Annotated in this window: 30 protein-coding genes and 2 pseudogenes; 12 read left to right on the top strand and 20 right to left on the bottom strand. The window is 70.4% G+C overall.

From position 1 onward, the window contains the following. Positions 1–131 precede the first annotated feature (131 nt). Both HZF19_RS14285 and HZF19_RS14280 read left to right on the top strand, forming a co-directional pair. Positions 132–2105 carry a flavin-containing monooxygenase gene (locus HZF19_RS14285; RefSeq protein WP_208029470.1) on the top strand — a complete coding sequence of 658 codons (1974 nt, stop codon included), beginning with the start codon at positions 132–134 and terminating at the stop codon, positions 2103–2105. Continuing rightward, the gene (locus HZF19_RS14280) at positions 2106–2855 is read left to right on the top strand and encodes a PIG-L deacetylase family protein (RefSeq protein WP_307781236.1); all 750 of its coding nucleotides are present in this window, start codon (positions 2106–2108) and stop codon (positions 2853–2855) included. A gap of 57 nt (positions 2856–2912) precedes the next feature. Here the strand turns inward: HZF19_RS14280 and HZF19_RS14275 are convergent, their stop codons facing one another. The 5 genes from HZF19_RS14275 to HZF19_RS14255 all read right to left on the bottom strand — a co-directional run bounded on the left by HZF19_RS14275 (position 2913) and on the right by HZF19_RS14255 (position 6667). Next, complete coding sequence (locus HZF19_RS14275) at positions 2913–3500, bottom strand: TetR/AcrR family transcriptional regulator (RefSeq protein ID WP_208029469.1); 588 nt, start codon at positions 3498–3500, stop codon at positions 2913–2915. Between the two features lie 47 nt (positions 3501–3547). After that, positions 3548–5149 carry an MFS transporter gene (locus HZF19_RS14270; RefSeq protein ID WP_208029468.1) on the bottom strand — a complete coding sequence of 534 codons (1602 nt, stop codon included), beginning with the start codon at positions 5147–5149 and terminating at the stop codon, positions 3548–3550. A 240-nt stretch (positions 5150–5389) separates the two neighbouring features. Continuing rightward, positions 5390–5821 carry a TA system VapC family ribonuclease toxin gene (locus HZF19_RS14265; protein ID WP_208029467.1) on the bottom strand — a complete coding sequence of 144 codons (432 nt, stop codon included), beginning with the start codon at positions 5819–5821 and terminating at the stop codon, positions 5390–5392. Further along, entirely contained in the window at positions 5818–6054 is a 237-nt protein-coding gene (locus tag HZF19_RS14260) for a ribbon-helix-helix protein, CopG family (RefSeq protein ID WP_208029466.1), read from the bottom strand. The genes HZF19_RS14265 and HZF19_RS14260 overlap by 4 nt, the downstream gene beginning before the upstream one ends. Before the next feature lie 37 nt (positions 6055–6091). Continuing rightward, a complete protein-coding gene (locus HZF19_RS14255) occupies positions 6092–6667 on the bottom strand; it encodes a dihydrofolate reductase family protein (RefSeq protein WP_208029465.1) in 576 nt (191 codons plus the stop codon). 165 nt (positions 6668–6832) lie between these two features. On the opposite strand from HZF19_RS14255, the gene HZF19_RS14250 reads away from it, so the two are divergent. The 4 genes from HZF19_RS14250 (at position 6833) to HZF19_RS14235 (ending at position 11828) form a co-directional block, all read left to right on the top strand. Further along, positions 6833–7489 (top strand): peroxiredoxin, encoded by a 657-nt coding sequence (locus tag HZF19_RS14250; protein ID WP_208029464.1) that lies wholly within the window; start codon positions 6833–6835, stop codon positions 7487–7489. Positions 7490–7588: 99 nt separating this feature from the next. Beyond that, positions 7589–9175 (top strand): ABC transporter substrate-binding protein, encoded by a 1587-nt coding sequence (locus HZF19_RS14245; RefSeq protein WP_307781237.1) that lies wholly within the window; start codon positions 7589–7591, stop codon positions 9173–9175. A gap of 68 nt (positions 9176–9243) precedes the next feature. After that, positions 9244–10134 carry a hypothetical protein gene (locus HZF19_RS14240; protein ID WP_208029462.1) on the top strand — a complete coding sequence of 297 codons (891 nt, stop codon included), beginning with the start codon at positions 9244–9246 and terminating at the stop codon, positions 10132–10134. 26 nt (positions 10135–10160) lie between these two features. Then, positions 10161–11828, top strand: coding sequence for an alkaline phosphatase D family protein (locus tag HZF19_RS14235; protein ID WP_208029461.1), 1668 nt, complete (start codon positions 10161–10163; stop codon positions 11826–11828). A gap of 28 nt (positions 11829–11856) precedes the next feature. Here HZF19_RS14235 and HZF19_RS17600 read toward each other — a convergent pair whose 3' ends face one another. Further along, the gene (locus HZF19_RS17600; RefSeq protein WP_504740128.1) at positions 11857–12009 is read right to left on the bottom strand and encodes a DUF8730 family Cys-rich protein; all 153 of its coding nucleotides are present in this window, start codon (positions 12007–12009) and stop codon (positions 11857–11859) included. 103 nt (positions 12010–12112) lie between these two features. Here HZF19_RS17600 and HZF19_RS14230 point away from each other — a divergent pair, with 103 nt between their 5' ends. Continuing rightward, positions 12113–13360: a sensor domain-containing diguanylate cyclase gene (locus HZF19_RS14230; protein ID WP_208029460.1), complete on the top strand. Its 1248-nt coding sequence runs from the start codon at positions 12113–12115 to the stop codon at positions 13358–13360. 52 nt (positions 13361–13412) lie between these two features. On the opposite strand, the gene HZF19_RS14225 is transcribed toward HZF19_RS14230, so the two are convergent. From HZF19_RS14225 to HZF19_RS14195, 8 genes and pseudogenes are all read right to left on the bottom strand, one after another. After that, on the bottom strand, positions 13413–13814 hold the full coding sequence (locus HZF19_RS14225; RefSeq protein ID WP_208029459.1) for a type II toxin-antitoxin system VapC family toxin: 402 nt from the start codon (positions 13812–13814) through the stop codon (positions 13413–13415). Beyond that, positions 13811–14068 (bottom strand): type II toxin-antitoxin system Phd/YefM family antitoxin, encoded by a 258-nt coding sequence (locus HZF19_RS14220; protein WP_208029458.1) that lies wholly within the window; start codon positions 14066–14068, stop codon positions 13811–13813. Before HZF19_RS14220 ends, HZF19_RS14225 begins: the two co-directional genes overlap by 4 nt. 114 nt (positions 14069–14182) lie before the next feature. Further along, positions 14183–15385: a thiolase family protein gene (locus HZF19_RS14215; RefSeq protein WP_208029457.1), complete on the bottom strand. Its 1203-nt coding sequence runs from the start codon at positions 15383–15385 to the stop codon at positions 14183–14185. Further along, positions 15382–15810 (bottom strand): Zn-ribbon domain-containing OB-fold protein, encoded by a 429-nt coding sequence (locus HZF19_RS14210; RefSeq protein ID WP_307781235.1) that lies wholly within the window; start codon positions 15808–15810, stop codon positions 15382–15384. The genes HZF19_RS14215 and HZF19_RS14210 overlap by 4 nt, the downstream gene beginning before the upstream one ends. A 167-nt stretch (positions 15811–15977) precedes the next feature. Continuing rightward, positions 15978–16964, bottom strand: coding sequence for a hypothetical protein (locus HZF19_RS14205; RefSeq protein WP_208029455.1), 987 nt, complete (start codon positions 16962–16964; stop codon positions 15978–15980). Between the two features lie 194 nt (positions 16965–17158). Then, positions 17159–17312, bottom strand: a pseudogene (locus HZF19_RS17515) (plasmid stabilization protein); the annotation flags it as partial. 215 nt (positions 17313–17527) lie between these two features. Beyond that, positions 17528–18478, bottom strand: coding sequence for an RNA polymerase subunit sigma-70 (locus HZF19_RS14200; RefSeq protein WP_208029454.1), 951 nt, complete (start codon positions 18476–18478; stop codon positions 17528–17530). Next, a complete protein-coding gene (locus HZF19_RS14195) occupies positions 18475–18912 on the bottom strand; it encodes a YybH family protein (RefSeq protein WP_208029453.1) in 438 nt (145 codons plus the stop codon). The genes HZF19_RS14200 and HZF19_RS14195 overlap by 4 nt, the downstream gene beginning before the upstream one ends. A gap of 82 nt (positions 18913–18994) precedes the next feature. On the opposite strand from HZF19_RS14195, the pseudogene HZF19_RS14190 reads away from it, so the two are divergent. Then, a pseudogene (locus HZF19_RS14190) lies at positions 18995–19348 on the top strand (ArsR/SmtB family transcription factor). 296 nt (positions 19349–19644) lie between these two features. Here HZF19_RS14190 and HZF19_RS14185 read toward each other — a convergent pair. Next, complete coding sequence (locus tag HZF19_RS14185) at positions 19645–20133, bottom strand: SRPBCC family protein (RefSeq protein WP_208029451.1); 489 nt, start codon at positions 20131–20133, stop codon at positions 19645–19647. Further along, the gene (locus tag HZF19_RS14180; RefSeq protein WP_208029450.1) at positions 20130–20495 is read right to left on the bottom strand and encodes an ArsR/SmtB family transcription factor; all 366 of its coding nucleotides are present in this window, start codon (positions 20493–20495) and stop codon (positions 20130–20132) included. Before HZF19_RS14180 ends, HZF19_RS14185 begins: the two co-directional genes overlap by 4 nt. 167 nt (positions 20496–20662) lie before the next feature. Between HZF19_RS14180 and HZF19_RS14175 the strand changes: the two genes are divergently transcribed. Beyond that, the gene (locus HZF19_RS14175; RefSeq protein WP_208029449.1) at positions 20663–20818 is read left to right on the top strand and encodes a hypothetical protein; all 156 of its coding nucleotides are present in this window, start codon (positions 20663–20665) and stop codon (positions 20816–20818) included. 103 nt (positions 20819–20921) lie between these two features. Here HZF19_RS14175 and HZF19_RS14170 read toward each other — a convergent pair whose 3' ends face one another. Beyond that, complete coding sequence (locus tag HZF19_RS14170) at positions 20922–21323, bottom strand: DUF1801 domain-containing protein (protein ID WP_208029448.1); 402 nt, start codon at positions 21321–21323, stop codon at positions 20922–20924. Between the two features lie 93 nt (positions 21324–21416). Between HZF19_RS14170 and HZF19_RS14165 the strand changes: the two genes are divergently transcribed. Both HZF19_RS14165 and HZF19_RS14160 read left to right on the top strand, forming a co-directional pair. Beyond that, positions 21417–22643 (top strand): MFS transporter, encoded by a 1227-nt coding sequence (locus tag HZF19_RS14165; protein WP_208029447.1) that lies wholly within the window; start codon positions 21417–21419, stop codon positions 22641–22643. A gap of 52 nt (positions 22644–22695) precedes the next feature. Then, positions 22696–23952, top strand: coding sequence for a lipase family protein (locus HZF19_RS14160; RefSeq protein WP_208029446.1), 1257 nt, complete (start codon positions 22696–22698; stop codon positions 23950–23952). A 19-nt stretch (positions 23953–23971) separates the two neighbouring features. On the opposite strand, the gene HZF19_RS14155 is transcribed toward HZF19_RS14160, so the two are convergent. Beyond that, positions 23972–24466 carry an SRPBCC family protein gene (locus tag HZF19_RS14155; protein WP_208029445.1) on the bottom strand — a complete coding sequence of 165 codons (495 nt, stop codon included), beginning with the start codon at positions 24464–24466 and terminating at the stop codon, positions 23972–23974. 16 nt (positions 24467–24482) lie between these two features. Next, complete coding sequence (locus HZF19_RS14150; protein WP_208029444.1) at positions 24483–24818, bottom strand: ArsR/SmtB family transcription factor; 336 nt, start codon at positions 24816–24818, stop codon at positions 24483–24485. Between the two features lie 118 nt (positions 24819–24936). Between HZF19_RS14150 and HZF19_RS14145 the strand changes: the two genes are divergently transcribed. Further along, positions 24937–25380 carry a nitroreductase family deazaflavin-dependent oxidoreductase gene (locus tag HZF19_RS14145; protein ID WP_208029443.1) on the top strand — a complete coding sequence of 148 codons (444 nt, stop codon included), beginning with the start codon at positions 24937–24939 and terminating at the stop codon, positions 25378–25380. A 10-nt stretch (positions 25381–25390) separates the two neighbouring features. Here HZF19_RS14145 and HZF19_RS14140 read toward each other — a convergent pair whose 3' ends face one another. Next, positions 25391–25933, bottom strand: coding sequence for a helix-turn-helix transcriptional regulator (locus HZF19_RS14140; RefSeq protein WP_208029442.1), 543 nt, complete (start codon positions 25931–25933; stop codon positions 25391–25393). Between the last annotated feature and the right edge of the window lie 24 nt (positions 25934–25957).

Raw genomic sequence — 25957 nt, 5'->3', positions numbered from 1 at the left:
AAGGGTCTCTCCACTTCTTCTGCGGACGTCAGACATCTGCAGAATGGCGAGACCCTTGGCCGCGCTGGTGGACCCCTACGAAGAGCGCCCCGACCTCACGCCGCCCCACACCTCATCGCGGAGAGCCAGTTATGAGCTGGGACGACGCGTTCTGGGTGGGCCTGCGCGAGACTCCCGCCATGTCACGCACCCGGGCCGCCCTGCCGATCGTCGAGGACGATGCCACCCTCCGCTCGCTGCTCGAGGCGGCCGAGGTGCCGCCCCTGCTCGCGGCGGTGGCCTATGCCACCGGGGATCGCTCGATCCTGCGCAACGAGTTCGTCCCCGACCCCAACGCCATCCTCGACCCCAACGGGGGTCTGAGCCCGCAGGCCCAGGCCGAGGCCCGGGACCTCGCCGCCGCCGCCCTCGGCCGCTACCGCGACGCCGGCTGCCCGCCTCCCGCCACCCCCTCCCACGACGACCTGCGACCGCTGCTCGAGTTCGTCGTCGGCGGCTCGGCCGAGGACGACTACCTCCCGTTGTTCGAGGAGGAGCTCGGCATCGCCGGCGAGGACCTGCGTGCGCCCGGCTGGCGGAAGGAGGAGCTCGCCCCGGACCGGCCGTTCCGGGTGGTCGTTATCGGGGCGGGCATGTCCGGGCTGCTCGCCGCCCACCGGCTCGGGCAGGCCGGGATCCCCTACGTGGTGCTCGAGAAGGACGAGGACGTCGGGGGGACCTGGCTGGAGAACTCCTACCCGGGTTGCCGGGTCGACGTGTCCAACCACTTCTACAGCTACTCGTTCGCCCAGCGCGACGACTGGCCACAGCACTTCTCCACCCGGGACGTGCTGCTCGACTACTTCCGCCGCTGCGCGGACGAGTTCGGGGTGCGCGACCACATCCGGTTCCGCACCGAGGTGACCCGGGCGACCTGGGACGAGGACCGCCAGGTGTGGGTGCTCCAGGTTCGCGGTCCCGAAGGGGAGGAGACCCTCGAGGCCAACGCGATCGTCTCGGCGGTGGGTCAGCTCAACCGGCCGAGCTTCCCCGACATCCCCGGGCGGGACACCTTCGCCGGGCCGTCGTTCCACTCGGCCCGCTGGGACCACGGCGTGGACCTGGCGGGCAAGCGGGTGGCGGTGATCGGCACCGGCGCGAGCGCGGTGCAGTTCGTGCCCCCGATCGCGGACGAGGCCGCCGAGGTGCTCGTGTTCCAGCGCACCCCGCCGTGGCTGCTGCCCACCCCCGATTACCACGACGACGTGTCCGAGGAGCAGATGTGGCTGTTCCGCCACGTGCCCGGTTACGCCTCCTGGTACCGGTTCTGGCTGTTCTGGCGGAACTGCGAGGGCCTGCTCCCGCTGGTCACCGTCGACCCCGACTGGGAACCGAAGGACGAGTCGGTCAGCGCCGGCAACGAGATGGTCCGCCAGATGCTGCTCGGCTACCTGCAGGCCGAGTTCGGCGACCACCCCGAGCTGCTCGAGGCCGTCACCCCCCACTACCCGCCGGCGGCCAAGCGGGTGATCCGCGACAACGGGATCTGGGCCCGCACGCTCACCCGGGACGACGTGTCGCTCATCACCGAGGCGATCACCGAGATCACCCCGGCGGGGGTCCGCACCGCCGACGGCGTCGAGCACGCCGTGGACGTGATCATCTACGGCACCGGCTTCCAGGCGTCGAAGTTCCTCACGCCGATGGAGGTGGTGGGCCGGGGCGGAGTGGAGCTGCACGAGCACTGGAAGGGCGACGCCCGCGCCTACCTGGGGATCACGGTGCCCGGCTACCCGAACCTGTTCTGCCTGTACGGCCCGAACACCAACATCGTGATCAACGGCAGCATCATCTACTTCTCCGAGTGCGAGGTCCGCTACGTGCTCGACGCGCTGCGGCTGCTGCTCGAGGGCGGGTACGGCTCGCTGGACCCGAAGCCCGAGGTGCACGACGCCTACAACGAGCGCATCGACGCCGGGAACCTGACCCGCGCCTGGGGGGTGTCCACGGTCAACAGCTGGTACCGCAACGAGACCGGCCGCAGCGCCCAGAACTGGCCGTTCTCGCTGCTCGAGTACTGGCAGCAGACCCGCCGCGTGAACCCCGACGACTACGTGCTGCGCTAGGTGGCGGGGCCCGTGGGGGAGCTGGTCACGGACCGGGGCCCGCTGGCGGCGCCCGAGCGGGCGCTGGTGGTCTGCGCCCACCCCGACGACGTGGACTTCGGGGCGGCGGGGACGGTGGCCGCGCTGGTGCGGGTCGGCTGTTCGGTGTCGTACTGCCTGGTGACCTCGGGCGACGCCGGCGACGACGACCTGACCCGCAGCGCCGAGGAGCTGCGGGAGCTGCGGGAGGCCGAGCAGCGGGCGGCCGCGGCTGCGGTCGGGGTAGAGGACCTCACCTTCCTGCGGCACCCCGACGGGATGGTGGTGGCCGACTTGGCCCTGCGGCGGGACCTGGCCCGGGTGATCCGCCGGTGCCGGCCAGAGCTGGTGATCTGCCAGTCACCGGTGCGGATCCTCGAGCGGATCTTCGCCAGCCACCCCGACCACCTCGCCGCCGGGGAGGCGACGCTGTGCGCGGTCTACCCCGACGCCCGCAACCCCCGGGCCTTCCCCGAGCTGTTGGAGGAGGGCCACGCCCCGCACACCGTGCCGCAGGTGTGGCTGATGGCCCACCCCGATCCGGACCTGGTGGTGGACGTCACGGAGACCTTCGCCGACAAGATGGCGGCCCTGCGAGCGCACGCCAGCCAGACCGGCCATCGCGACGGGCTCGACGCCATGGTGAGCGGGTGGCTGGCGGCGAACGCCGAGGGGGCCGGGTTCGACCGGGGCCGGCTGGCCGAGGCCTTCAAGGTGGTGCCCACCGCCTGAGCGACGTGTGTGCGATCGAAGAGGTCGAGGACTGCCCCGGAGATCGGGCCAGACGGTTCAGCGATGAGCGTCGACGGCGGCCCGGGCGAGCCGGCGCAGCGCCCGATCGTCGAGGCGCCCGCCGGTCAGCAGGGCCCGCAGGAAGACGGGTCCGACGACCAAGTCGATGAGCAGTTCGGGGTCCACGTCGGCGCGGACCTCACCTCGCTCGATCCCACGGCGGACGGCGTCGACCGCGTGCCGGCGCCGTCGTCGTAGGAACCGTTCGTGCAGTGCGGCCAGCTCCGGGTGGGTTGATCGAGCGGTCATCGCGGCGGGCAAGATCGCGCCGAGCTGGCTCGAGCGGAGCAGCTCGCGCAGCCCGATGCCGAGCTGGTACAGGTCGCCCTCGAGCGTGCCGGTGTCGGGCACCAGCGGCTCGGCTGGCATGGCCGCCTCGAGCGCAGCCATCACCAGCTCCGCCTTGTTCGGAAACCGACGGTAGATGGTCGACCGCGCCACCCCGGCTCGGGCCGCCACTTGCTCGATGGTCAATGCTCCGTAGCCCAGCTCCCCGAAGAGGGTGCGGGTCGCGTCGAAGATCGCGACATCAGCTTCCTCGCTGCGTGGGCGACCCGGTCGGTGGTGCTCGGTGTGCTGGCTCATCGGACGAGCGACAGATCGAGTGGGATCCCGACCGTGCAGGATCCCGATCAGGCTGAGGGCTGTTCAGCCAGGTCCCATTCAAGCTCGTACTCGACTTCCTGGCTGGCCACGTCCTCGGCGCGGGCCCGCTGTGGCAGCCAGACCGCCGCCACCAGCGCACCGAGAATGGTCACCACGGCCCCGACGAGTACGCCGTGGTGCAGAGCATCGATGAACGCCTCGTTGGCGGTGGAGAGCAGGTCGCCCGCCAGCGCGGAGAGCCCGGGGACACCTTGGAGGTTCGTAGCCACGGCTATGGCCCCTCCCAGCGATCCCTTCGCCGCCGCCAGCGCCTCCGGCGGTGCCGGGTGGGCCGAGAAGAACGCCTCGATCCGATGCCCGTAGGTGGACGAGAGCACACTGCCGATCACCGCCACGCCGAGCGCCCCACCCACCTGCCGGGTGGTGTCGTTGACCGCGGAGCCGACACCTGCTTTCGCCAGGGGCAGCGATCCCATGATCGACTCGGTAGCGGGGGCCATCACCAACCCCATGCCCATCGCCACCAGCATCAGCCGCCAGACGAGGGCCGGGTAGGAGGTGTCGGCGGCCAGGGTGGTCATGGTCACCAACCCCGCGGTGACCAGCAGCATCCCGGCCACGACGGTCACCTTGGTCCCGACCCGCTCGGCCAGCCGGGCGCTGGTGGGAGCGGTGATCATCATCGCCCCGGCGAACGGCAGCATCCGCAGACCGGTCTCGAACGGCTCGAACCCGAGGGTGAACTGCATGTACTGGGTGAGCAGGAAGATAGAGCCGAACATGGCGAAGAAGACCAGGGTGATCGAGGAGCTCGCGGCGGTGAACCTCGGGTTCTTGAAGAAGCTCACGTCGAGCATCGGTGCATCGGTGTGTCGCTCCCACAGGGCGAACACCACCAGCAGCGCAGCGCCAGCCGCGAATCCTCCGAGGATCTTCGGGTCCGACCACCCCTCGGCGGGCGCCTCGATGATCGCGTAGAGCAGCGCAGTCAGGCCGATGATCGACAGCGCGGCGCCGGCGATGTCGAGTCGCGGGGCGGCAGGGTCCTTCGAGGTTGGGATCAGGAAGAACCCGGCGATCACCCCGATGGCGACGATGGGGATGTTCACCAAGAACACCGAGCCCCAGTAGAAGTGCTCGACCAGGAACCCGCCGGTCAGTGGTCCGAGCGCTCCACCCAGGCCGGCGACGCCCGCCCACACTCCTATCGCCCGGCCCCGCTCCTCAGCGGGGAAGACGTTGGTGATGATCGAGAGCGTGGCCGGCATGATGAGCGCCGCTCCGGCACCCATCAAGGCCCGGGTGGCGATGAGATGGTCGGCGGTGCCAGCCAGCGCCGATAGGGCCGATCCGCCTCCGAAGATCAAAAAGCCGATCTGCAACGCCCCGCGGCGCCCGAACCGATCGCCCAGCGCGCCGGCGGTGAGCAGCAGGCCGGCGAAGATCAGCGTGTAGGAATCGACCATCCACTGCAGCTGGGTGTTGGTGGCGTCGAGGTCCCGCACGATCGTCGGGATGGCCACGTTCAGGATCGAGTTGTCGAGCACGATCACCAGCAGGCTGAAGCACAGCACCGCCAGGATCAGCCATCGGCGTTCGTAGGCGAGTCGCTCCCGTCGGTCTCCCATGGGCTCGTTGCTCCTTCTCGTGCGCTCGATCGGTACCGGTCGCCGGCGTGGCCGGGGAGGGCACCGTCATCGCTAGCAGTGGGAGACGAGAATCGCAACACATGTGTAGCGAAAGTCACGTGCTCCCCGGGGCGGCCGGCACGCCCAGCGGCGCGGCGATCGAACCGCCATGGTCACCCGTCGGGGTCAGACCGCCGGGGTCAGACCGTCGGGGTCAGACCGCCGCAGACAGCCCGGCGATCATCTCGTCCCGAGCGGGTTGATCCACTCGACGGCGGGGAACCGGGCGAAGTCGGCGTCGGTGGACACGACCGGCACACCGTGGTCGATTGCCAGCGCGGCGAGCTGGGCGTCGGTGACCAGCGGGCCGCGCACGTCGTGGTCACGCACCAGCGCGATGAACACCTCGCGATACGCCGCGCTCGGCTCGGGGAGCCAGGCGCGAGGCGCGTCGAGCCATTCGCCGACCTGGAGCGCGGCCTCGGTGGGAGTGAGCGGATGGGGGAAGGCCCGCGGGTTGGTGGCGATGCGCACGAATGCCACGAGCGTCCACCACGGCAGTCCGACCCGGGTCGGGCCGTTCAGCGCGTCCTCGAGCCAGGTGCGAGCCTGGTCGTGCCGGGGATCGGCCTCGTTGCGGGCGTACAGGAGCACGTTGGCGTCGACGATCACCCGTGCCCCTCACCCTCGAGCAGCTCGAGCGCCGAGCCGATGTCGTCGAGGGCCACCTTGGGTGTCCCCATCGAGGAGGTTCGCTGGCGGAACCGGGCTCTCGGTGGCTCGGTGGCTGCGAGCCCGCGGCGGACGAGCTCGTTCAACGCCGCGGATGTGCCCAAGCCTCGCTCGCGGCGGAGGGCCTCGAGGGCCTTCACCACATCCTCGTCCAGCGTCACTGTCGTCCGCATGCCATCACTGTAGCATCATGATGCGATCTGCTTTACATCAACGTGCTACACTGTTCTCCGGCGCCGGCCGATACCGGAGCGACACGGCACCCGAACGGAACACGTGTCGGTCGACCAGTTCGAGATCGATCCGCTGGGCAAGACCGTCGAGCAACCGCGGCCCGTGCCCGGCGAGGACGGGCTGGACGATGAACTCGTATTCGTCGATCAATCCGAGGTCCGCGAGCGCCAGTGGGAGGGTTACGCCGCCGACGAGCAGCTCCGGGCCTGGCTGGTCCTTGAGACGGCGGACGGCCTCGCCGAGATCCCCACGCAGGAGCTCCGCGTTCCAGTCGAGCTCGTCGAGCGTGCTGGACACCACGTACTTCCGGGCGCCGTCGATGACTTCGGCGAACGCGATGTCGCTCTCGCCCATCCACTCGGGCCACCGACCGTCGGCCGGCCGCCTCCAGGCCTCCTCCATCATCTGGTAGGTCACCCGGCCGAACAGCAGTGCGTCGGCACGGGCCAGCGTGGTTGCCCAGTGGGCATGCGACTCCGCGTCCGGCACTCCCGCCCGGTGGTCGCAGCAACCGTCGAGCGTGACGTTGATCGCGTAGCGCAGCGGTCTCACCGCAACTGGCTCCCTCCTGGCGGCTCGGCTCGCGTGGCCCCTCGCAGGAGGCTAGTGGCCATCTCGCCGGGCGGCTTTCCCGATCGCTAGGCCCCAAGTGGTTGTGGTTTCGCCGTGCCGGCGGTAAAACCCGACCACTCTGATCAGGATTTGGGGAGGTGTGCGATGGGTCTGCAGATCAACCAGGAGGCTCCGGACTTCGAGGCGGAGACCACCCACGGCAGGATTCGGTTCCACGAGTGGATCGGGGACTCGTGGGCGGTGCTGTTCTCGCATCCGAAGGACTTCACGCCGGTGTGCACCACCGAGCTGGGCTACATGGCCAAGATCCAGCCCGAGTTCGAACGGCGGGGGGTGAAGATCATCGGATTGTCGGTCGACGCCACCGAAGACCACGAACGGTGGGCCGACGACATCGAGGAGACCCAGGGGGCCCGCCCCACCTACCCGATCATCGGGGACGCGGACTTCACGGTCTCAAAGCTCTACGGGATGTTGCCGGCGAGCACGTCGGGTGACGCCAAAGAGCGCACCCCAGCTGACAACCAGACGGTTCGCAACGTCTTCGTGATCGGCCCGGACAAGAAGATCAAGCTGATCCTCGTGTACCCGATGACCACCGGGCGGAACTTCGACGAGGTGCTCCGGGTCATCGACTCGCTGCAGCTCACCGCGACCCACAAGGTGGCCACCCCGGTCAACTGGAAGCAGGGCGAGGACGTGATCATCGCCGGCTCGGTGAGCAACGAGGAGGCCGAGCAGCTCTTCGGCACCTGGCGGGCACCGAAGCCGTACCTGCGCATCGTGCCGCAGCCCAGCTGAGTCGCGACCCGGCCCGACTGCAGCAGGTCGGTACGATCCATGATCGATACCGGTGCCCGGAGGCACAGCTCGCGTCGTGGCTGGTGGTTCTTGGCGGTCGTGCTGGTCATCTCGGCCTGTTCGAGCAGCAGCGATGGTGACCGGTCGACGCAGACCCTGGCCCCCGGCTCGGTGTCGGACGAGGGCACCCCCAGAGCGGGCGGTCGGCTGATCGTGGGCATCGACGCGGAGAGCAACGGGTGGGACCCTGCCCGCTCCAATTTCGCCATGGCGGGCAGCATGGTCGCCTCGGCGATCTACGACACACTGCTCGCCTTCGACGAGAACCGCCGGCTCGTGCCGAACCTGGCCGAGTCCGTGACGCCGAACGAGGACGGCACCGTGTGGACCATCCGGGTACGGCACGGTGTCGTGTTCCACGACGGCACCCCGTTCGACGCGGCGGCGGTGAAGCAGAACATCGACGCCCGGCTGGCGTCAGCGATCGCCTCGCAGTCGTTGCAGCCGATCCGGGAGGTCGTGGTCGTCGGTGACCGCACGGTCGAGGTCCGCATGCGCACCCCGTGGTTCGGCTACGACTACACTCTCGCCGCCCAAGGTGGCTTCATGGCCGCGCCAGTCACGCTCACCAGCCAGGACGGCCCGTCGAAGCCTGTCGGCACCGGGCCGTTCCGCTTCGTGAGCTGGGAGCCGGGCAACGCGATCACCGTCGAGCGCAATCCCGGCTACTGGAAGCGTGACGCGAGCGGCGTTCCGCTGCCGTACCTCGACGGGATCACCTTCCGGGTGCTCACCGACCCGACCGCACGCGTCGCGGCGCTTCGCGCCGGGGACGTGCAGATGATCCAGACCTCCGACGTGGAGACGATCCGCGATCTCCAGGGGCGGCCCCAGTACGACACCGCGGTCGACATGGCCAACTTCGAGGCGATCGTGATGCTCAACCAGGGTCGCCCGCCCTTCGACAACGACGCGGCTCGCCGAGCGGTCGCGCTGGCCACCGACCATGACGCCGTGGTCGAGACCATCGGCGCAGGCGTCTTGCGCCCGGCCACCGGCCCCTTCTCCGAAGGCGAGGAGTGGTACGTCGCAGACACCGGGTATCCGAGCTACGACCCTGAAGGTGCTCGCCGAGAGCTCGAGCGTTACCGATCCGAGACCGGTGCGAGCGAGCTTGCGTTCACCCTGCGGGCGACGGCGGGCGACGAGATGGAGCGGGTCGCTGCGATCCTGCAAGCGCAGTGGGCGCAAGTGGGCATCCGAGCCACCGTGATGCCGGTGGAGCAGGCCTCCTACATAAACGAGGTCGTGGTCGGGAACTACGACGCGGCGATGTTCCGGCAGTTCAGCTACGTCTTCCCCGACTCGAACTACATCTTCTGGCACTCCAGCACGGCCAGAGGGCCGGGTCAGGTGAGCATCAACTTCACCCAGACCCGCTCACCCGCGCTCGATGCGGCCTTGGACGCAGCGCGGGCCACGAACGATCCTGTCGAACTGCGTCGCCTCTACGAGACCGCACAGCGGGAGCTCAACGCGCAGCTCCCGTATGTCTGGCTCTACCACCAGGCGTGGGCGTTGATCGCGCAGGCTCGGGTCAACGGTCTCGACATCCCCGCCTCGGGAGGGTTCGCCCGCACGGACGGTAAGCCGTGGTGGTCCCAGATCTGGTTGGCCGAGAGCTGAGCTGAGCATCGGGGCGAGGATGGCCGCGCCACTCGCGGCGCAGGCCGCGGTCACCTACGATGATGGGCGTGCCGAACACCGATCTCCTCCTCGCCCTCGCGATCGGATCGGGAGTGGTCGCGGCGGTGCGTAGCACCTGGTCCCCGTGCGGGCAATCCATGCTCTCGTCGATCACTCCGGTCGCGGAGGCGGGACGTGGCCACCGGTTCGGGAGCACCGCGACGTTCTTCCTGATCGGGGCGCTGATCGGTGGCCTGGTGGTGGGGAGTGCCTGCGCTCTGCTCGCCGCTGGCGTCGCGCTCGTCGATCCGCCCGTCGTGTCTCGGTTCGCGTTGATCGCTCTGGGTGCGTTCACGGGCGTGCTCGTCGATGCCGGGTTCACCCCGTGGCGCACTCCCTTCCTGCGACGGCAGGTGAACGAGGACTGGCTTTCGGCGTACCGCGCCTGGTTCTACGGAGGCGGTTTCGGCTTCCAGATCGGCACCGGAGTCATGACCTACGTGATGTCCACCGCGGTGCCGCTCACGATCGCCCTCGCGGTGCTCACCGGGTCCCCGGCGCGGGCACTGGTCGTGTGCGTCGCCTTCGCGGCGGTGCGCGGCAGCGCCATCTTCCTCACTTCCCGCTGCCGCTCGTTCGTCGAGCTGCAGCGTCTCCATCGGCGGTTCGAGTGCTGGCGTGAGCCGGTCCGCCGGCTGACCATCGTCTGGCTGGGCACGGTAAGCGCAGTCGCCGCCGTCACCGCGTGGTCGTCGCTGCCCGCCGGTCTGGTGCTCGGGGCCGTGGCCGTGGTCGCCGTGCTGCTCGCCCGGCCGGCGGACCTGGGAACCGATCCCGCCTTCGCCGTTCGTCCCACGCTGTCGGCTCAGGCGCTCCGCGTACCCGCGCCGGCCGATCCTGGCGGTGGCGTGGGCAGCATCGATCAGGTCCGCGCACCACTGATCGAGGCCGCGACCTGAGCCAGCGCCCTGCCACCACGCTGTCCATGGCGACTCCGTCGATCACCAGGCGGTCGTTCCTGGCAGGCACCATCGCAGCCATCGCCGCTGCCCGGTGGCAAGGCAGCGGCCAGGCCCTGCCAGCGGACGTGACCCTCCCCGACGACCCGTTCACCCTCGGCGTGGCGAGTGGCGACCCCGATCCCGGCGGGTTCGTGATCTGGACCCGCCTCGCGCCCGCACCCACCAGCGGTGGAGGCATGCCCGGCGTCGACCTGCCGGTCACCTGGGAGGTCGCCACCGACCCGTCCTTCGCGACGATCGTGGCCAGCGGGGTGAGCGTCGCCGTTGTCGCCCTCGCCCACTCGGTCCACGTCGAGGTGAGCGGGCTGCCACCGGACGCCTGGTTCCACTACCGGTTCCGGGCCGGCGGGTGGACCTCTCCGGTGGGACGGGCGCGCACAGCGCCTGCACCCGGCGTGCGAGCCCCGCTGCGCTTCGGTGTTGCGTCCTGCCAGCGCTACGTCGACGGCTACTACACGGCCCACCGGGCGCTCAGCACCGAAGGGTGCGATCTGGTCGTCCATCTGGGTGACTACATCTACGAGGGCGGCGGGTCGGGACCGGTCCGTTCGCACGGCAGCCCCGAGGCGACCACGCTGGCCGGGTACCGGAACCGCTACGGGCTCTACAAGTCCGATCCCGATCTGCAGGCCGCGCACGCGATGTGCCCGTGGCTGGTCGTGTGGGACGACCACGAGGTCGACAACGACTACGCAGGCGTCCACAGCGCCGACGGCGTTCCGGAGGGGGAGTTCCTCTCCCGCCGGGCCCAGGCCTACCAGGCGTGGTACGAGCACCTGCCGGTGCGGCTCCGGGTGCCTGCGGGGCCGAACGTGGTGATCCATCGGTCGATCCGGTGGGGTGGGCTGGCGAGGTTCCACCTGCTCGACACACGCCAACACCGTGACCCCCAGCCTTGCGGTGGGGGGCTCAGTTCGCCGTGCGGCGATTGGGACGATGAGGGCCGCACGCTCCTCGGCCCCTCCCAGGAGGCCTGGCTGCTCGACGCGCTGGGCTCCCGTGAGGCGGTCTGGGAGGTCCTGGCGAACCAGGTCGTCTTCGCTCCCATGCCGATCGGCACGGCCCGCAACATGGACCAATGGGACGGCTACCCAGCGGCGCGCCAGCGGTTGTGGTCCGTGCTGCGCGACGTCCCGAACCCCGTGGTGGTCACCGGTGACATCCATCTCGGCGCGCTGGCGAAGCTGCATCGCGAGCTCGAGGATCCGAGTACCCCGCCGGTGGGGGTGGAGCTGGTGGGGCCGCCCATCTCGAGCCGGTTCACCGCCGCGCCGCCTGCGGTGGTCGAAGCGGTGGTCGGCGCGCTGCCGTGGTTCGAGCACGTCAACGCCTCGGATCGGGGCTACCTGATCGTGGAGCTGACCGAGGACGCGCTGCAGGCCCGCTATCGGGTGGTCTCCACCACCGCGGAGCGGACCGCGACGGTCAGCACCGATCACACCTACCGACAAACCGCTGTGCCCGTCCCTCGCGACGAGGACCCGGTGGACACGACGACCACGACGTCCACCAGCTCTCCGCCATCGAGCACCTCGACGGCGGTCACCACGACCTCGCCCCCCGCGGGCGGCAGCGAGGATCGCTCCGGGGAGCTGGCCCCAGGCGCCGTGATCCCCCGCTACACGGGTTGATCGCAGCGGTCGGGAATCGAGCGCGAGCTCAGCGACGGGAGAACCAGGAGCGTCGGCGGGGTGCCGTATCACACTGGCAGCGCTGGTCGACCGGCACGTCGCCGAGCACCTGCTCGACGTGCTGGCCGCAGCCCCGGAAGGTCGGACGATCACAGGTGGGACAGGTCACTCTCGAACACATACCCCATAGGGTATCAGGCAAATCGACCGATGCCAGCCGCAGACCGGCGGTGCGTCGATCGGCCCGTTGACCGCTGAGCGTGCCGGCTCAGTACCGTGAGTGCATGCATCCGGCGGGTAGGAACGACCCTCAGGGGGCTGGTCGGCGATTCCGCCGGCGGGGTGAGCGCGTAGCCGTCCTGGCTGGTGCGGCCGTCGTTGTGGTGGTCGTGATCGGCGCGCTGCTCGACGGCAACCGCAGTGTGCCGGCGACCGCGGTGCTCATCGGTCCCCTCGTGACCGGCATGGTCGCGGGGCGCCGCGCCACCGCAGCGATCGGGGCGCTCGCGTTGGCCGGGACCGTGGTGATCGCCATCGGTGACGAGCTGTCGCTCACCGGCGAGCTCCCCCTCCGGTTGCTCGTGGTGCTCGCTGGTGTGATGGCCGCGGTCGGCTTGGCGTCCGTGCGGCTCAGCCGTGAACGGGACCTGTTGGAGCTGGAGCGAGCACACGACGAAGACGTCCGGGTGCTGTTCGAGCGCTCCGCGGTGCCGATGATCATCGCCGATCACAACGCACAGGTCACCGACGTCAACGACGCGGCGTGCATGTTCTTCCGCCTCTCTGCCGCCGAGCTGGTGGGCCAGCGGGTCGGGAGCCGGGTGCACCCCGACGACCGGGACACCGCTGGCTGGCGGGCGGTACTGGTGGGCGAGGCGCCAGCCTGGAACGGTGACGTCAGGCTGCAGCTCGCCGACGGGGAATGGCGATGGGTCCACGTCACTGCCTCCCACCTCCACGGCCCGGTGAACGAGACCCGGCGTTTGCTGCTGCAGTTCGTCGACGTGACCGAGCGGCACCGCACCGAGGAGCGGCTCCGCGAGGCCGCTCGCCGAGACGTCCTCACCGGCCTGGGCAACCGGGCCATGCTCACCGAGGTGCTTGTTGGGTTCACCTCCAATGAGGGCGGTTCGGTCGGTGTGCTGTTCGTCGATCTCGACCGGTTCAAGCAAGTCAACGACACCTACGGGCACCATGTCGGTGATCAGCTGCTCATCCACACCGCGGAGCAACTGCGTGCCGCGCTGCGTCCCGGCGACGTGGTGTGCCGGTACGCCGGCGACGAGTTCGTCGTGGTGTGCCGGCGCTGCGACGGGCACGGGGAGCTGGAGACGATCGGCCGCCGGCTGCTCGAGGCCGTCTCCCGCCCGCTGCCGACCGCCAAGGGGCCGGTACCGGTCAGCGCCAGCGTCGGCGGGGTGCTGATCGAGCTACCGACCGCTCTCGGTCCCGAGGGCATGCTCGAGCAGGCCGACCGAGCGCTCTACCGGGCCAAGGCCGAGGGACGATCCAGGGTCGTGGTGCCGACCTGACCGAGGAGTGACCGCGGGTCAGCTGGTGACCGACGGCGCCTGACCCCGGCGATCAGGCCCCGGCCACGGTGAAACCCAGGGCGCGGGCGGCTTGCGCCTGCCGGGCGTCGAAGGTGAGGAAGGTGATGGCCCGGCCGATGCGGTGGGCTGCGCCGAGGTGGAGGGCGTCGAGCGTTCGCACACCGGTCTGCTCGGCGATGGTCGCCGCGAGCTCGCAGGTGGCCGCGTCCAGCTCGACGATCGACAGCGCCGCGAGATCCTCGGTGAACGCCGCTCGGGCCGCGGTGGCGCTGGTGGCAGGCAGCACGCGGGCGAGGTTGCGCCGGACCTCCACGACGGTGTGCCGTCCGGTGACCAGCTCGGGATCGGCCACCAGCAGTTCGACCGCCCGCTCGGAATCGGGCTCCTCCACGTAGCGCTTGAGCAGGACGCTGGTGTCCACGTAGGTGGTCACTCGCCCCGATCCTCGTCCAGTACCTCTTGCACGGGCCGGACGGCTGCGAACCGGCGGGTCGGGCGGAGTCCTTTCACCGTGGCTCGCGTCAGCCAACCGGCAGCAGCGGCCGCGTCGAGATCGGCGGCACCGATCGGCGGACCCAGCACCGCCACCGGGCGCCCGCGGTCGGTGACCGTGATGAGCTCGCCCCCGGCGGCACGCTGCAGGTACGCCGACAGCTTCGCCTTCAGCTCCCGAACTGCCACGTCCATGTGGTCACGATAGCTCTGAACGTGACTACATTGCTCGTCGAGGAAGCCACTCGCTGGCGTGGCGCCCGAGGTGCCGGACCCCGGACGGGATCGGGTCGGAGAGGACCCCGAGGTTCAAGCAGCCCGCTCGAGCACGTGGACACCGCAGGCGCTGCCGAGCCCGATCACGTGGGCGAGGCCGACCCTCGCCCCTTCGATCTGGCGGTCACCGGCCTCCCCGCGCAGGTGCTGGCAGATCTCGTAGACGTTCGCGATACCGGTGGCCGCGATGGGGTGACCCTTCGACTGCAGCCCACCCGACACGTTCACCGGCAGGCTGCCGTCCCGGAACGGCGCACCCGATTCGAAGAAGTCGACCGCGCCGCCCTCGGGGCAGAGCATGAGGTTGTCGTAGTGCACCAGCTCGGCGGTGGCGAAGCAGTCGTGCAGCTCCACGAGGTCCAGATCGTCGGGCGACACCCCCGACGACTCGTATGCCGCGAGCGCGGCCTGCCGGGTGAGGGTGTTGACGTCGGGGAGGACCTGGCAGCTCTCGGTCCACGGGTCGGAGGTGAGCACGCTGGCCGAGACCTTGACCGCTCGCCGCCGCTGGTCGGGATCCAGCGTGCGGAGCTTGGCCCCGGACACGAGCACCGCCGCGGCTGCGCCGTCGCAGTTTGCGGAGCACATCGGGCGGGTGTTGGGGTAGGCGATCATGACGTCGTTCATGATCTCCTCCACCGACATCGCCTTCGTGTAGGCGGCGAGCGGGTTGAGGGTCGAGTGGGCGTGGTTCTTCGCCGAGATCCGGGCGAACAGCTCGAAGCTCGTCCCCCCGTAGCGGTGTCCGTACTCCAGGCCGATCTGGGCGAACACCCCGGGCATGGTCTCGGTGCCGATCCGCCCGTCGATCGGGGCCACGGCGCCGTAGCGGCCCTGCGGGGTCCACGTCGGCGCCTCCTGTTTGCGGGTCCCGCCGGCGAGCAGGCCGGCCCCGGCGAGCTTCTCCACCCCGACCGCCAGGCCCAGGTCGCACTCGCCGGCCTTGATCGCCATGATCACGGTCCGCAACGCGGTGGCGCCGGTGGCGCATGCGTTCGACACGTTGTAGACGGGGATGCCGGTCTGGCCGATCTGCTTCTGCAGCAGCTGGCCGGTGGGAGCACCCATCGACATCAGGTTGCCGGCGGCGAGCACCCCCAGGTCGCGCATCGTCACCCCAGCGTCGGCGAGCGCGCCCAGCGCCGCCTCGGCCGCCAGGTCGATCACGTCCTTGTCGGGGTGCTTGCCGAACTTGGTCATGTGGATCCCGAGGATCCAGATGCCGTCGTCGCTCATGGCTGCTCCTTCCCCGGTTCGGTCTCCCTGGCGTCGGCGGGGGTCGTGGCCCCGTCGAGGGGTTCGAAGCCGAATCCGATGGCCTCGGTCCCTTCGCTGTCCACCCCCACCACGTAGGTTGCGAGCCGGACCTTCATGCCGGTGCGCACGTGGTCGGCGTCGGGGACCACGTTGATCACGTTGGCCCGCACGCTGGTCCCGCCGCAGTCCACGACGCCGGCCACGAAGGGAACCGGGATGCCGGGCGCGGCGTACGACACGATGGTGAACGTCCGCAGCTCACCCTCGGTCGGCAGCTCCGCTTCTCGGAACGAGGTTCCGGAGCACGCTGCGCAGGCGTTGCGACGGTCGAAGAATCGTGCCCCGCACGCCACGCACTCGTGGGCGAGAAGGCACGGCGAGGGCTCGAGCCTCAGGTAGTCCACCAACGGAACGGTGCCGGCCACCTTCCCCCCTCGTCGTGTCTCCCCTGGGCGGCCGGTCGCCTCCTGGGGGGAAGCGCCGGCACTGGCGGTGAGTATCTCACGGTTCACCCTCGGAGCAGGCATGCCGTGGGAGTGGGTGGCCGCAGCCGCCCCCTGGTGAGGTCGGTTCAGTCCGTGAGATCCAGCAGGCGTTCGACCGTGGTCTGGATCCGGGTGAAGTACGGCAGCGCGAACTCGGCTTCGAACAGGCTCTGCATCCCCACCCGGTCCAGGGCCTCGACCCGGACCTCGGCCCGCACGGCGTCGCGCCACCGCTCGGCGTCGATCGACACCCCCTGCTCGCGCAGCGTGGATCTGGCCGTCTCGACCACCGTGTGGAACCCGTCGGGATCGAACGCGGGACCGAGACCGAAGGTGAGCAGTTCGACCAGGTCCCTGGTGGGGGTGTCGATGCGGGCGATCTCCCGGTCCAGCGCGATCGGCCGGGGACCGGCGAACCCCACGTTGCGAGCGTTGTAGTCGTTGTGCGCGAGGGTGGCGACCAGCTCGTCCTTGGCCCTGTGCCACGAGCTGAGGGTGTCGAGCAGCGCGTACCGTCGGCGCAGCACCGCATCGGTGACGACCTCCGGGAAGCGGCGATGGGCATCCTCGAGCACTGCCGCGTACAGGTCGGCATCGGCGACCCGGTCTGCCGTGCTCGGCCGGGGCGCGGCCCACGACAGCTCCTCGACGTGGTCCGCGAGGGCTGCATGCCAGCAGGCCGCGGCTCGGGCAGCCGCGTCCAGCCGGTGCGGGGGCCAGTCGAGGTGTGCACCGCTGGCGTCGAGGCCGTCCAGCTCCACCCAACCGAGCACCAGCGCGTGCCCACCGGACGTGGGATCGTCGATCCGACCCAGGTACGGGGGCAGCACCGCCCGCAGCGCCGGCACTGCCTGACCGAGCTCGTACAGGTGAGCCTCGCGCTCGCCGGTCGCCCGGGCCTCGGCGGTGGTCCGGAACGAGCCGTACGGCCGCGGCAGATCGATGTCAGCACGCTCGACGATCCAGGGGATGAGTGTCTCCCCGACCCCGCTGACCGGGTTGACCTTGATCGCCAGCTTGGTCCGCTGCGGATCGGCGCCCGGCGTGGAGCGGGTGGTGACCGTGACCGGCACGACACCGTGCCAGGCCCGCCGCCCGCTGGGGCCGTACTTGACCTCCAGCCAGGGCTGCCCCGCCTCGGCTGATCGTCGCGGTGCTCGTCGACCCGCTCGAGGACCAGCTCCGAAGCCTGCCAGGCGGTGCGAAGGACCTCCGCCAGCCCCGCCTCGATGAACGTGCGATCCATCGAGCGATTCTGGCGCACGATCCCGCCGCGGCGTCCAGAGGAGAGGTCCTCGGTCGAGGTCCGGCTCGCCGTCTTGGATTCGCCAGCTCGCGCCTGTTCCTAGTTCACGGTGCGCGCCGCGATCGCTTCGGCGGTGTCCCCGTCCTCACCTCGCCCCCAGCAGGCCTTCCTTGATGCGGTGGGAGTGGCGCTCGCGCTTCGGGCTCCACGCTCATTGCGGCATCCGATCTGTCCTGTCTCGGTCACTCGGACGGATCGCTGCTGCGCTGTCGAGTCGTCGACGATGTCTACCTGTCGCGGCTCCGCGTCATGCCGTGCGCCGGGCTCGAGGGGGCCCGGATCCGCGGGCCTCCTGCTGCGGTGACCGCCCGACCAGCCGGGGCGTGAGCCCTAACCTGCCGAGCGGAGCGGGAGCTGGAAGGCCTGGAAGGCTCGATCGCCGAGGAAACAACGGATGGCCACGATCCGCTCGCGTCGGATCTCGAGCACGTCGATCGACAGCGCCCGGTACTCGTCGTCGCCATCGCGGCGGAGGTAGTTGGCGGTGGCGGGCCGGCCGTTCGCGCGTACGGGCTGGAGCCTCCAGCTCCCGGGACGGTCGGGGCCGAGGATCGCGTGGAAGAACTCGGCCGCGGACGGCGCGCCGAGACACGGTGGTTCGGGCGGCATGGCGATGCGGATGTCGTCGGCGAGCAGGGCCATGATCCCCTCGACGTCGCCGTGCTCGTGGGCGTGCACGTACCGGCGTACGAGCCGGGCTGCCCGTGGCTCGGGGCCGGACGTCCGAGGCTGGTCGAGATGGGGCCGTACCCGGGCCCGGGCCCGTTGCACCAGGCTGTTGGCGGAGGGGACGGAGGTCTCGAGCAGCTCCGCGGTCTCCACGGCGGTCAGCCCGATCAGGTCCCGGGCGATGAACGCCACCCGCTGGCGAGGGGACAGGTACAGGAGGGCGGCCAGGACCGCCAGCTCGGTGGTCTCCTTCGACGCCACGGCGTCGCTCGGATCGCCGGGCCCGCCGATCTGGTCGGGGTAGGGGTCGAGGTGGTGGTCATGCTCGAGGATCGCCCCAGGGGATGCCCACCGCGTCGCCCGTCGCTGCCGGGCGAGGTGGTCGAGACACGCGTTGGTCGCGATGCGGTACAGCCAGGTGCGCAGCGACGCCCGGTGCTCGTAGCGGTCCCGGGCCCGCCAGGCCCGCAGGAACGTCTCCTGAGTGAGGTCCTCGGCGTCGGTGACCGAGCCGGTCATGCGGTAGCAGTGGACGTGGATCTCCTGGCGGTGCCGGTCGAACGCGGCGGCGAGGTCGCTCGACCGCCTGGGTGGCTCGGGATCGACGGTCATGGCACCAGGCCGGTGGCGGCGAGACCGGTGGCGGTGTCGACGGGGAACGACACGTGTTGGTGCACCATCAGCCACCGCCCGCCGATCCGTCGAAACACGCGAGTCCCGCGGGACCAGGTGACGTGCTCGTCGGGGCTACCAGGGTGATTCGCCATGCGGTTGAGACCCCACGCCACCGCCAGGTCTCCGTGGGCCAGGACCTGGAGGTCCGGCACCGTCCAGGCGAAGTCGGCGGGGGCGAGCTCGAACCCGCGCCGGCACTCGGCCCGCACCCCCTCCAGCCCGGTCACCTGGAGGGGTGCGGAGTGCTCGTAGGAGACGATGGTGGGCGAGACCGGGCGCATCGATGCCTCGAGGTCCTTGGCCCGCGCCGCGGCGAACCACTCGTCGTGCAGGGCCCGGATCTCACGCTCCGGATCGTGGCCGGTGTCCATGGCAGCTCCCTTCGCCGTGCTCACCAGTACAGACGAGCGGGACCGCCTCACTCATCGCGGAACCGGCTGAGACCGGTCCCGCATACTCAACTACCAAGACGAGCCGTCCCGGGTGTTCGCCGCCCTGGCGGACCCGACCCGGCGGGACATCGTGGCCCGGCTGGCCGCCGGGGATGCCACGGTGGGCGAGCTGACAGCGCCCTACGACATGCGCTGCAGGGGTCTCCAAGTACGTGAAGGTGTTCGCCGATGCGGGCCGGGTCACCAGCGCAAGGACGGGCAGCGCCGGCCCTGCCACCTCGAGGCGGAGGTCCTCGACCTGACCACCAAGTGGCTCGAGCGGTACCGCCTGGAGGCGGAGCGGCGGTACCAGCGCCTCGATGCCGTGCAGGCCGACATGCAGGACGGGGAGCGCCCCACCAGGCGTCCCCGGTGACGGAGAGGAGCAGCCTGATGCGTGTCACCGGTGAGCATCCCACGGTGTCGATCGAGGCGGACCCTGAGGTGCCGATCGTCCGCATGGCCTCGCGTCGCGACGGCCAGGAGTACGGCTTCTGGGGCTGCTTCCACGACGTGCGCGACGACCGCATCGTGCGACCTTCAGCTGGTGGCGTTCATCGGTCGCATCCCCTGAACGCCGGCGGGTTGGCCCGCGGATCGCGGAGGGGGCACTTCGGCGATCGGGCGCCGATGGCGACGACCCCTCAGCCAGGGTCCTGCACACCACCGGGCTCAGGCACCGCCGAGATGGCGAGCGAGCTTCTGCATCGTCTGCAGACCCAGCTCGACGGCACCGAAGCCGATGACCGCGTTGCGCTGCTCCACCGTCGGGTGGAGCTGTCGCAGTGTGAGCACGGTCTTGCCGTCGTCCTGCTCATCGAAGGTGATCGTCACCCGGAAACGGGACGGGTCGTCGTCGACGTCCGAGCCGTGGTCCATCACCAGCCGCGCGTTCGGGACGACCTCGAGGTAGTAGAACCGGTTCGGGAACACCGTGCCGTCCGGGGTGGTCAGGTCGAAGCGGGCCCGCCCGCCCGGGCGCACCTCCATCTCGTGGACCGTGCAGCGGAACCCGTCGGGGCCGAACCACTGGCAGAACTCCTCGGCCCGGATCCAGGCGGCGAACACCGCCTCGCGGGGAGCGTCGATCACCCGAACGAGCACCGCTTCGCGTTCGAGTGCCCAGGTCGTCGGGTCGGTCCCGGTCTGGTGTGTGCTCATCGTTGCTCCGATCTCGATGGGGTCGTGGTTCGTTCGGACGAGCGCTGGAGGTGGGCTTCGAGACGGTCGAGACGCTGCTCCCACGCGGCCCGGGTGTGCTCGGCCCAGGCCGCGATCTCGAGGAGCGGCTCTGGCTGTAGTCGGCACGGACGCCGTTGCCCGTCACGGCGGCGGCTGATGAGACCGGCCTGCTCGAGGATCTTCAGGTGGCGTGAGATGGCCGGGAGGCTGATCGGGAAGGGCTCGGCCAGCTCGAGCACGGTCGCTTCCCCGTCGGCGAGGCGTTGCACGATCGCTCGCCGAGTGGGATCGGACAAGGCGGCGAACACGGCGTCGAAGCGGTCGAGCGTGCCCGTGCTCACTGGCGGGGATGTGCGGTCAGGTCCTTCACTGGAGATATATTTAACGGAAGGCTGAAATATTGGCAAGCGCGAGTCTGGCGTGACAGGAGTCGCCACGCAGGGTCGCCGTCGGGTCGGGCCCTGCCTGCCGGTCAGTCCAGCGGGCAGGCAAGGGGACCATGAGGGATGTGACCGACCAGATGTCGGTCGTCCTCAACGGGAAGGCCCAGACGCTCACGGTCTCCGACGACGGATCGTTCACGGGATCCGGCACAGCGGTGTTCGACCTCGTGGAGACACCCTTCGAGCTGAACGGCACCTGCAACACGCTCAACTGGCGGTAGCAGCACAGGCCGGCGACCGGACGGCCTCGCGCTGTCGGTCGCGCGAGAGCGACGTCGACGGCGGACTCACCCCCCAAGCCGTCCCGGCCGGTTCACTCGGGGTTCAGCACCAACCGGGGGTGCGGCCCGCCTGCTCGATCCACGCCTGCAGCTGCGGCCGGGCGATCTCCTCCAGGGTGTAGAGCTTGACGTAGCGGGACCGGTCGGTGTCGCCCAGCGGCGGGGGCGGATCCAGCTCCGCACCACCGAAGAACACGACGTTGATCGACCGGTGGTACGCGGCCAGCTCGATGACCCAGCCGAGACCGGGCACGCCGTAGTGCGCCTTGCTCCATTTCACCGCGTACTGCAGGTCGGTGATGGTGGCCCGGATCAGCTCGTCGACGGCCCGGACGAGCGGGAGCATCACGGGCATGACCTCCCGCATCCAGTCATCGATGACCTCGTGGCTCGTGGTCGGGACGGGTGGCCGGCGCGACGAGACGGGCTTGCGTGCTTTGGGCATGGTGACGACGCTACCGGGCGGTGAGGCGTTCCTCCCCGTGCGCGACGAGTCGGCACGCAGGACGCCGTCGCGCACCAACCTAACGTGGGTCGAGTGGATGCCGCCGAGGGATCGACCGAGGGCTCGGTCGCACGTGCCTCCGAGAGCTGGCTCACGCCGGGGGTGACGGGCATCGGCGGCGCGAGCCTCCTGGCCGACGCCGGCCACGAGGTCCCGACCGCGTTGCTGCCCAGCCTGCTCACCTCCACCCTCGGCGCCCCGGCTTCGGTCCTCGGTCTCATCGAGGGGGTCTCCGACGGCCTGGCGGGCCTGGCTCGGCTCGGCGGCGGTGCCTTGGCCGACGATCCGCAACGCCGGCGCACCATCGCGGTCGGCGGCTACACGACCACCGCGGTGCTCTCGGCCGCCACCGGCGGCGCCACCGCGGCCTGGCAGGTGGCGATCCTGCGCGCCGGCGCCTGGACCGCTCGGGGCCTGCGGGTCCCGGCGCGCAACGCGCTGCTGGCTGACATCGCGCCGCCTTCCACCTACGGGCGGGCGTACGGGTTCGAGCGGGCGATGGACAACCTGGGTGCGGTCTTCGGCCCGTTGCTCGCCATCGTGCTCGTCGGGGCGGTGGGTGTCCGCTGGGCCATCGGGTTGTCGATCATCCCGGGGCTGTTGGCGGCGCTGTCGATCGTCTACGCCATCCGCCACACGACCCAGCCCCGGGTACGGGCACGCGAACCGATCCGCATCAAGATCCGACCGGTGCTGCGGAGCCGGCTCGGCGGGGTGATGGCGGGCATCTCGATCTTCGAGCTCGGCAACTGCGCGGCCACGCTGCTCATCCTCCGGGCGACCGATCTGCTCGGGACGGGCCGCGACGCCGAGACCGCCGCCCAGCTCGCGATCGGGCTGTATGTCGTCTACAACGTCGCCGCCACCCTCGCCAGCATCCCAGCGGGACGCCACGGTGATCGCCGAGGCGCCACCCGCACCTTGGCGATGGGGGTTGCCATCTTCGCCGTCTCGTACACGTTGTTCGCGATCGGTGCATCGACGGTGCTGGGCCTGGCCCCGGCGTTCGTCGCCGCGGGTGTGGCCATCGGCATGGTCGAGACGGCCGAGCACGCTGCGGTGGCGACGTTGTCCCCCGAGACCCTCCGGGGCTCCTCGTTCGGCCTGCTGGCCGCGGTGCAATCCGGGGGCAACCTCGCCGCCAGCGCGGTGGCCGGCATCCTCTACAGCCTCGTCTCGCCCGCCTGGGCGTTCGGTGTGCTCGCGGGGACGATGGTGGTGTCGTTCTCGGTGCTGGTGGCGACCGGCCGCCCGGACTGACCCCGCCGGCAGTGCCCGGTGTCGCCGAAGCCGCATGCCATGATCGATGACGATGAAGGTTCTGCGAGTCCTCGGCACGTTCGTCGGCTTGCTGGTCGTCGTGGCCGTCGTGGTCGTGATCGCCAAGTTCGTGAGCGACGAGCACCGCAGCCGCGAGGAGCAGCAGGCCCTCGATCCCTTCTACACCCCGCCCGACCCGTTGCCGTCCACCGATCCTGGGCACCTGATCCGCTACGAGCCGCTCGGCGATGACATCGAGGGGGCCAGCGCCTACCGCATCCTCTACGTGTCCGAGGCCCCGGACGGCTCACCGACGGTGAGCGGTGGCTTCATCGTGGTGCCCGACGCGCCCGCTCCCCCGGGTGGTCGCGAGGTGGTGGCCTGGGCGCATCCCACCGTCGGTCTGGGTGAGGCCTGCGCGCCTTCCCGGCGATCGAACCCCATCGCCGACGAGCTCACCGAGCCCTGGATGCTGCAGATGGTGAAGTTCGGGTGGGTGGTGGTGGCCACCGACTACGCGGGCCTGGGCACCCCTGGCCCGTCGCTGTACCTGATCGGGCGTGCGGAGGCCTACGACGTCGTCAACTCGGTCCGTGCTGCTCGGCAGTTCCCCGGCGTTGACGCCGGCACGGACTGGGCGGTCTACGGTCACTCCCAGGGCGGTCACTCGGCGCTGTGGACCGGCGTGCTCGCCGGGGAGTACGCGCCCGAGCTCGACCTCGTGGCGGTGACCGCGGCCGCGCCGGCCGCGGAGCTCGTGCCGTTGGTGGACGAGCAGTGGGACCAGGACGTGGCCTGGGTGATCGGCCCCGAGGTCGTCGAGGCGTGGCCGAACGTCTACCCCGATCTGCCCCTCGACGGCATCGTCAACCGTCCCCGCTCGGCCCGCACGGTGCGGCTGGCGGAGGACTGCGTGCTGACCGCGGCGCTCGAAGGAGTGCTGCGCCAGAAGCTGGGGGAGCGCTTCTTCGCCCGCAACCCGGCTGACGATCCCCGGTGGGCCGCGGCGCTGACCGAGCAGACCCCGCCGCCAGTCACCAGGGTCCCGGTCCTGATCGTCCAGGGCACCGACGACGAGGTGGTGGTGCCGAACACGACCGCGCTGCTGGTCGAGCGGTGGTGCGAGGCGGGGTCGGATCTGTCGATGGTGTGGCTCGGTGGGCAGGGCCACACCGGCGCGGGCGAGCGAGCCGGCACCATCGCCGGCGCCTATCTCTGGGACGTCTTCGCCGGCCGGGCCGTGGGCAACACCTGCCACATCCCGGCCACCATCGACCCGTACCCCGCTGCGGTCCCTTCGGGCGAGTGACCGCCCCGGGGCTCGACGCTCAGCTCGTGCCTGCCAGGACCGCGTCGATCTGACCCATCGCTTGCCGCGCCCCCTCTTCCACGCCCATCTCCAGCATGCGCGCCATGGTCTCGGTGGAGGTGAAGGTCGAGCGCACGGTCATGGTCGTGCCGCCGCCCGCCCGCTCGATGAGCTCCACTTCCATGTGAGTGGTGGGCATCTCCAGGTTCGGCTGGCCGTCGTCGTCGGCGAAGCCGTCCACCACCACGAACCGCCGCGGCGCGTCCACCTCTAGCACGTCCCAGTAACCGGCGGACTTCTCTCCCTCGGGACCGGTCATCACGTAGGTGACGCGCCCGCCCGGGGTGAGGTCGTGGTCGATCACCGTCGCCGGCCAGGTGGGCGGACCCCAGAACCGCTCGAGCTGCCGAGGGTCGGCGTAGAGCTGCCAGACCCGCTCCACCGGGGCGTCGTACTCGGCGACGATGGTCAGGGTGTGGGCCTCGAGGTCTTTGTCCACTCGGACGATGGGCATCGTTCGCTCCTTCGGTTCAGGGGTCCTCGGCGAGGATCCGCTCCATCTGCGCGACCCGGTCGCGCCAGCGCTGCTCCAGGGCGTCGAGGACTTGGTGCACCGTCCGGACGCGGTCGATTTCACCGCGCACGAGCGATTCCCGGCCCTGCCGCACCTTGGTCACGAGCCCAGCGCTCTCGAGGACCGCCACGTGCTTGTGCACCGCGGTGAAGCTCATCGGGTAGTGGCGGGCCAGCGCCGACACCGAACACTCCTCGACCAGCACCCTACGGACGATGTCGCGCCTCGTCGCGTCGGCGAGCGCATGGAAGACCCGATCGGTCTCCGATGGACTCAGATCATCTATAACCATCTGGTTATAGTTTCTACCGCGACCCTCGGGTGGAGGCAAGGGCCGACGGCGACGCCGAGGACCTTCCGAGGGATGACCGAAGGGCCGCCCCGGGGCGCAGGCGTGGGAGGATGGGCGGATGTCAGCTTTCGACGCCGAGTACGAGCCGAGCCCGTGGGAACCGATCGCCGCCGAGGTGGAGCGCTACGAGCGCAGCGGCGGCGCCGAGCCCAGCGAACTGGTCGGCGAGCACTGGATCATCCTGTGGACGCTGGGGGCCAAGTCGGGCAAGGTTCGCAAGACGCCGCTGGTGCGGATCACCGACGGCCAGGGTCGCTACGCGGTGATCGGGTCTCAGGGCGGCGCGCCGACCGACCCCCAGTGGGCACGCAACCTGCGGGCGAACCCGATCGCGCGGCTGCAGGACGGCCCGGAGGTCCGCGACTACCGCGTGCGGGAGGTCACCGGTGACGAGCGGGCGACGTGGTGGGCTCGGGCGGTGGAGGTGTGGCCGGACTACGACGCGTACCAGGCCGGCACCGACCGGGTCATCCCCGTCTTCGTGCTCGAGCCCAGCGACTGACCGCAGGAGGTCACTCGCCGCCCGGCGAGTAAACCGACACCGCGGCGTGGAAGCGCTCCATGATGTGGTTCGAGTAGAGGCTCGCGATGAGCTCGCCCCGACTCGACACGCCGGCCTTCTCGTAGATGGCCTTCAGGTGGTCGCGCACGGTGTGAGCGGAGATGCACAGCTCCGCGCCGATCTCCTTGATCGACAGGCCCCGGGCCAGCGCCAGCACGATCTCGGTCTCCCGTTGGGTGAGCCCGTACGACTCGAGCAGGATCGGCACCAGGTCGCCGGGATGCGCAGGCTCGATCGTGACCGCCACCAAGTTCGCGTCACCCTCCATCGGCGTGACGTGCAGCCGCATCCACTCGCCGCTGCGGCCGCGCACCCGGATGACCAGGTTCGTCGAGGTGCGGGCCCATCGAGCCCGGGTGGCCGCGGCACGTACGCTGGTCGGGACCTCCGACGGCTCGACCTCCTGGGCCAGCTCGGCGAGCACCTGCCGCGCACCCATGCTCATGTGTGCCACCTCGCCGTTGACGTCGAGCATCACCACGACGGGTGCCATCTCGCTGGCGTCGGATCCCTATGT

The sequence above is a fragment of the Rhabdothermincola sediminis genome (assembly GCF_014805525.1).
GTDB classification, from domain to species: Bacteria; Actinomycetota; Acidimicrobiia; order Acidimicrobiales; family Acidimicrobilacustridaceae; genus Rhabdothermincola; species Rhabdothermincola sediminis.
The sequence above is the reverse complement of the archived record's forward strand: the minus strand, read 5'-3'. Positions and strand labels throughout refer to the sequence as shown.